Genomic DNA, 6324 nt, shown 5'->3' on the forward strand with positions numbered 1-6324 from the left:
GGTTGGGAACGCGAAGCGTTTCAAACGGAAAATGCTCTGAGGCAGGGACAAGAGGACGCATCCCACGAAAAAAGGGGAACCGTCCGGCAAAACGGTTCCCCTTGCTCGCAAGGCATGACGCCTCCCACCGGCGGCGGCATCAGTCCTGACGTTTTTTCTGCCAGCTCTTTTCCGTTCCGGCGCGCAGGCGGGCGATGTTCTCCCGATGTTTCCAGACCACGATGGCCCAGATGCAGACGCCCAGGGGCAGCCATGTCCACTGGCCGCAGAAGAGCAGGCCCAGCACCAGCGCGCTGACCAGCGTCAGAGAACCCATCGACACGAAGCCGCTGCGCCAGATGACCAGCACGCAGAGCAGGCAGGCCCCGAACAGGGGCCAGAAGGCCAGCGGCAGGAAGATGCCTATGCTCGTGGCCACGGCCTTGCCGCCGCGAAAGTGCATGAAGCAGGAAAAGACGTGCCCCAGCACGGCGGCCAGCGCCACGAGACTGACCCAGAACGGGGAGAGGCCCCAGTGCAGGGCCAGACAGACGGGCAAGGCCCCCTTGCCCAGATCGCAGGCCAGGGTGAGCACTCCCCAGCCGAAACCGCAGAGGCGGGCCACATTGGTGGCGCCGGTATTGCCGCTGCCGCCCTGTCGGGGATCGACGCCGCAGAAGACACGGGCGATGACCAGTCCCCACGGGACGGATCCGGCCACATAGGCCAGCGCGAGACAAAAGATTTCCGTCATGAAGGCAACTCCTCATAGGGCGCGGGGCGGCAGTCCGCCGTGCGCGCTTCCAGTAGCATGATCTCATTGTACAGGGGATTGACCCGCCCGATACGCACTTCCACCGCCGTGCCGGGGCAGGCGCGTTCGTCGAACTGCCTGCGCTTGCCGCGCAGGAAGAGCCCCTGATCCGGCAGGCTGACGTTGGCAAAGATGTCGTTTTCCTCGGTGATGATGCCGGGCCACCAGACCTTGTCGCCCTGCTGGCGGAAGAAGAGCAGCTTCCAGTAGCGGGGGCGGTAGCGCTGCACCTGTCCGGCGGCTTCCAGGGCCGCGTTGAGGTTGACCAGCAGTTCCGTCAGGGCGTCGGCCTCCCAGCGCGGGACGCCATGTTGCAAAAAGTGGGCGATCTGCGCTTCGTTCACGAGGTCGGGATAGCGCCGCAGGGGCGAGGTGACGGGCGCATAGCGCGGCAGGCCGAGGGCGGCGTGCGGACGAGCCTGCACTTCCAGACTGGACGGCGCCAGCGCGCGCATGATGCGGGTCATGTCCTCCGGGCGCGTCCAGACCCCGGCATATTCGCGCGGCAGGGCCACGTCCTGCGTGCGGTGCAGCAGGGGCAGGCTCCGGGCGGCGGCCCAGTCGGCCACGGCGGCGGAGGCAAGGATCATCATTTCCGCCACGGCGGACTGGCTGTCCGGACAATTCTCGCCCGGCTCCAGATGCACGACGGTCTGCACGCCTTCGCCCTCCAGCCGGATGGACGGTTCCGGGCGATCCATGACCACGGCCCCGCTGCGGATACGGGCCGCCTGCCGGGCGCGCTCGAAGGCGTGGGCCCGTTCGAGGGCCTCGGCAAAGGGCGCGGCCGGATTGTCCGGCAGGGGCGCGCCTGCCCGGCGGGCGGCCAGCACGGCCTGCGTGTCCCGGTAGGTGAGGTTGGCCGCCAGCGTCACGCGGGCCATGAAGACCTCGCAGGGGGCGGCATTACCTTCCGCATCCACAGCCACCCGGACGCAGAAGGCCGGGCGATCCTCGCCCGCCCGCAGGGAAAAGACATCCGTCCCCAGCGTTTCGGGCAGCATGTGGCAGTCGCCTTCGGGCAGATAGATGCTGGTGCCGCGCCGCAGCACGGCCCTGTCCAGCGGCGAGCCGAAGGGCCAGCTCAGTGCCGGGCAGGCAAGGGCCAGCGTCAGCAGGAAACCGCCGTCCGGACCGTCCTCCAGGAAAAAGGCGTCGTCCACGTCGCGGGTGCTGGCGCTGTCGATGCTGACGAAGGGCAGATCGCAGCGTTCCAGCGGCATTTCGCGGCTTTGGCGTGTGCAGTCCTCCACGGCGTCCGTCCAGCGGGTCCACCAGTGATCGCCAGGCTCGTAACCGGCGCGGTCGAACCAGAAATTATAGTGCGGCGGCACTTCGCCCCAGGCCATGAGCAGCTGGACGGGCAGATGCGGCACGTCGGGCAGGCCCTTGGTCAACATGCGCCAGAGCGTGTCGTGCTCCTGATTGTCCGGATCGGCCATGCAGTCGAACAGCAGCTTGCGCAGACGGCGGGCCACCTCCGGCGCGGGCCATTCCGGCGAACCGCCGTGCCCTTCGGCATCGGGGGGCGGAGGCAGCGTACGCTTCCTGCAGGCCACGTCCCAGAGCAGGCGGAAGAAGGTCGCGCCGCCCACGGTGAGGGCCTCGCGCTCTTCGCGTTCCTGCTGCTCGTGCAGCCGCCGCTCCACGGTCTCGGCATCGTAGATCTGAAAGACGGGCGGCTGGAAGCGGAAATGGCTCTTGCAGGCGAGCAGGGCCCGGCCGTGGGCCGCGATGCTGTCCACGTCGGGATCGCTCCCGGAGAGTTCAGCGAACCACTGGGCGGGAGCTTCGGCCAGCTCCCCCTGCGCCATCTCCCAGAGTTCGGCCACGGGGACGGCGGCGGCCAGCGCTTCGCGGCGTTTGCGACAGTCTTCCAGCAGGCGGACGGCATCTTCCCGGCCGGGCAGGGGGCCCGGCAGTTGCGGCCCGGCCCACGGCAACAGGCGCGATGTCCCCAGCCGCGTCTCGCGGCGGTTGGGCAGGAGAAGGCGCACCTTTCCCCCGCCATCCTCGATGACAAGGGCCAGATGGACGGCGTTGCCTTCCAGGAATTCCACAATGCAGCCCGTACCGGGATACTGCACACATGACGACATACGACCTCCCCTCGCTCCGCGCGCTCGCTGCGCGGCACATTTTTTCCGTCAATCCAACTGCTCATAATCGGGCATTTTTGCCAATCTGGCAAGTCCCGCCGCCGGCGAGGGGATGGCGGACGGCTTTACGCCACGCAAGGAAGCGGCTATGGTGAATCCCTTATTATCTCAGCCGCCCCGACGGGGGCAGAGGAAGGCCATGAGCATCATCTATCAGACCAGCGGCAACCGGCCGCTGCCGTTGCAGGATGTGGAGCAACCCCAGCTTTACCGGGAGCTTTTCCCCTATACGAGCATTTGCCGTACCGCCTTTGACGACGTGCTGCTCGCGCCGCGACCGGCCGAGCAGATGCGCATCACCGATACGACCTTTCGTGACGGCCAGCAGGCCCGTCCGCCGTATACGGTCAAGCAGGTGGCCAGGATGTTCGACTTCCTTCACCGCCTCGGCGGCAAGAGCGGGCTCATCACGGCCTCGGAATTCTTCCTCTATTCGGCCAAGGACCGGAAGTGCATCGACGTCTGCCGGGCGCGCGGCTACCGTTTCCCGCGGGTGACGGCCTGGATCCGGGCCAACAAGGAAGACCTCAAGCTGGCCCGCGACATGGAATTCGACGAGACCGGCATGTTGACCAGCGTGTCGGACTACCACATCTTCCTGAAGCTCGGCAAGACCCGGCAGCAGGCGCTGGACATGTATGTGGGCCTGGCCGAACAGGCGCTGGAATGGGGCATCATCCCGCGCTGTCATTTCGAGGACGTGACCCGCGCCGACATCTACGGTTTCTGTCTGCCGCTGGCCCAGCGGCTCATGGAGCTTTCCCATCAGAGCGGTATGCCGGTGAAGATCCGTCTTTGCGATACCATGGGCTACGGCGTGCCCTATCCCGGGGCCGGGCTGCCGCGCTCGGTGCAGCGCATCGTGCGCGCCTTCACCGATGAGGCGGGCGTGCCGGGCCAGTGGCTGGAATGGCACGGGCACAACGACTTCCATAAAGTGCTCGTCAACGGCGTGACGGCCTGGCTCTACGGCTGCGGCGCGGTCAACAGCACGTTGTTCGGCTTCGGGGAGCGCACCGGCAATACGCCGCTGGAGGCCCTGCTGGTGGAATACATCTCCCTCACCGGGGACGATGCCGCCGCCGATACCACCATCCTCGCTGAAGTGGCCGAATTCTTCGAGAAGGAGCTCAATTACCGCATCCCCTACAATTATCCTTTTGTGGGACGCGATTTCAACGCCACCAGCGCGGGCGTACATGCCGACGGTCTGGCCAAGAACGAAGAGATCTACAATATCTTCGACACCACCCGTCTGCTGGGACGGCCCGTGCCCATCATCATCACCGACAAGACCGGACGCGCGGGCGTGGCCTACTGGCTCAACGTCAATCTGCGTCTGCCCCCGGAAAAGCAGGTCTCCAAGAAGCATCCCGCCGTGGGCCGCATCTACGACGCCATCGTGGCCCTCTACGAGAACGGCCGCACCACCAACATGTCCCACGACGAGATGGAAGCTCTCGCCCAGAAGTTCATGCCCGAACTCTTCGTGACCGAGTTCGACCACATGAAGCAGCTGGCGGGCGAACTGGCGGCCCATCTCATCATACGGCTTTCGCGGCAGCAGGAGCTCCAGGACTTCGGCCAGCACGCCTGCGCCCGTCTGGACGCCTTCACGCGGGAATTCCCCTTCATCCAGTATCTCTATCTGACGGATACCGAAGGCAAGCTCAAGTGCTCCACCATCACCGACCCGGCCTACAAGGAGCGCTACGAGGCCCTGCCCATCGGCTATGATTTCTCGCAGCGCGAATGGTTCAAGATGCCCATGCAGACCGGGGACCTGCACATCATGGACGTGTACCAGTCCCAGTTCACGGGCAAGCTGGTCATCACCGTTTCCTGCGCCGTCACCAATGAAAGGGACGACATCGTGGGCGTGCTCGGCGCGGACATCCAGCTCGAGCAGCTCCTGCAGCGGGCCCAGGCCCTCAAGCAGGAAGTGCGCTCCGAAGACGAGGAATAAGCCCGCCGGGCCGAAGATCGAGAACATGTGGAGAACGACGATATGAAAAAGACGGTTTACTGGATAGAAGGCGACGGCATCGGCAAGGAGATCTGGCTGGCGGCCCGGCCTGTCATCGACGCGGCGCTGGCCCGCGAATCCGACGATCGCATCGACTGGGTGGAACTGCTGGCCGGGGAAAAGGCCGAGGCCGAAACGGGCAGTCCTCTGCCCGAAGCCACGCTGGAGACCTTGCGCGGGGCTTCCGTGGCCATCAAGGGCCCGCTGGGCACGCCCGTGGGCACGGGCCGCCGCAGTCTCAACGTCACCCTGCGGCAGACGCTGGATCTGTACGCCTGCATCCGGCCCATCCGCCATTTCACCGGACTGGAAACGCCGGTCAAGCATCCTGAAAAGGTCAATATGACCATTTTCCGGGAAAATACGGAAGACGTGTACGCCGGTATCGAATACGCCGCCGAGACCCCGGAAGCCAAGAAGCTCATCGCCTTTTTGCGCGAGGAGTTCGGCGTGGGCAAGATCCGCGAGGACGCCGCGGTGGGCATCAAGCCCATGAGCGCCTTCGGTTCGGAGCGCCTCGTGCGGCGCGCCCTGCGCTATGCGCTGGACACCGGTCAGCCGTCCCTGACTCTGGTGCACAAGGGCAATATCATGAAATTCACCGAAGGCGGCTTCCGCCAGTGGGGCTATGACGTGGCGGCGCGCGAATTCGGCGCGCAGACCTGCACGGAGAAGGAAGCCGTGCCCGGCCGTCTGGTGGTCAAGGACCGCATCGCTGACGCCATGTTCCAGGAGGCGCTCCTCCATCCCGAACAGTATCACGTCATCGCGACGCCCAACCTCAACGGGGACTATCTCTCCGACGCGCTGGCCGCGCAGGTGGGCGGGCTGGGCCTTGCGCCGGGCGTGAACATGTCCGATTCCCTGGCCTTCTTCGAGGCCACGCACGGCACCGCGCCCACCATCGCCGGGCAGGACAAGGCCAATCCCGGCAGCGTCATCCTCTGCGGGGCGCTCATGCTGGAACACATGGGCTATGCGGCGGCGGCGGAACGCATCCGCTCGGCCATGAGCAAGGCCATCGCCGGACGCGCCGTCACCGTGGACCTTGCCGATCAGGTCAGCGGTTCCCGCGTGGTGGGCTGCCGCGAGTTCGGGGACATCATCGGCGCGGCGCTGTAGGATCATAGATGACCTGCGGGCGGGGCTTTCTGGTCTGCCGTTCCGGCAGTCAGAACGAGCCCGCCCGGCGGGAGCAATGCAATGCCGGGAGATGACCAGCTTGGGGCATCTCCCGGCATTGCATTTTCAATTTGAAACGCTTTGCGTTCTAGGGTCAGGACTCATTAAAGGTAAAAAATGACAATGGCAGCAATATGGATTGCCGAAAGGAATGTATGGGCACA

General features: G+C 65.4%; 4 protein-coding genes. 2 read left to right on the top strand and 2 right to left on the bottom strand.

The features are described 5' to 3' along the window. Positions 1-139 precede the first annotated feature (139 nt). Positions 140-733 (bottom strand): glycerol-3-phosphate 1-O-acyltransferase PlsY, encoded by a 594-nt coding sequence (plsY, locus tag Q0K00_RS06130; protein ID WP_297228085.1) that lies wholly within the window; start codon positions 731-733, stop codon positions 140-142. Continuing rightward, positions 730-2892: a ribonuclease catalytic domain-containing protein gene (locus Q0K00_RS06135; RefSeq protein ID WP_297228086.1), complete on the bottom strand. Its 2163-nt coding sequence runs from the start codon at positions 2890-2892 to the stop codon at positions 730-732. Before Q0K00_RS06135 ends, plsY begins: the two co-directional genes overlap by 4 nt. A gap of 199 nt (positions 2893-3091) precedes the next feature. On the opposite strand from Q0K00_RS06135, the gene Q0K00_RS06140 reads away from it, so the two are divergent. Both Q0K00_RS06140 and icd read left to right on the top strand, forming a co-directional pair. After that, entirely contained in the window at positions 3092-4918 is a 1827-nt protein-coding gene (locus tag Q0K00_RS06140; RefSeq protein WP_297228087.1) for a cache domain-containing protein, read from the top strand. Positions 4919-4960: 42 nt separating this feature from the next. Then, positions 4961-6100: an NADP-dependent isocitrate dehydrogenase gene (icd, locus tag Q0K00_RS06145; RefSeq protein ID WP_297228088.1), complete on the top strand. Its 1140-nt coding sequence runs from the start codon at positions 4961-4963 to the stop codon at positions 6098-6100. Positions 6101-6324: the final 224 nt, after the last annotated feature.

It is taken from the genome of uncultured Desulfovibrio sp. (genome assembly GCF_944327235.1).
GTDB lineage: Bacteria > Desulfobacterota > Desulfovibrionia > Desulfovibrionales > Desulfovibrionaceae > Desulfovibrio.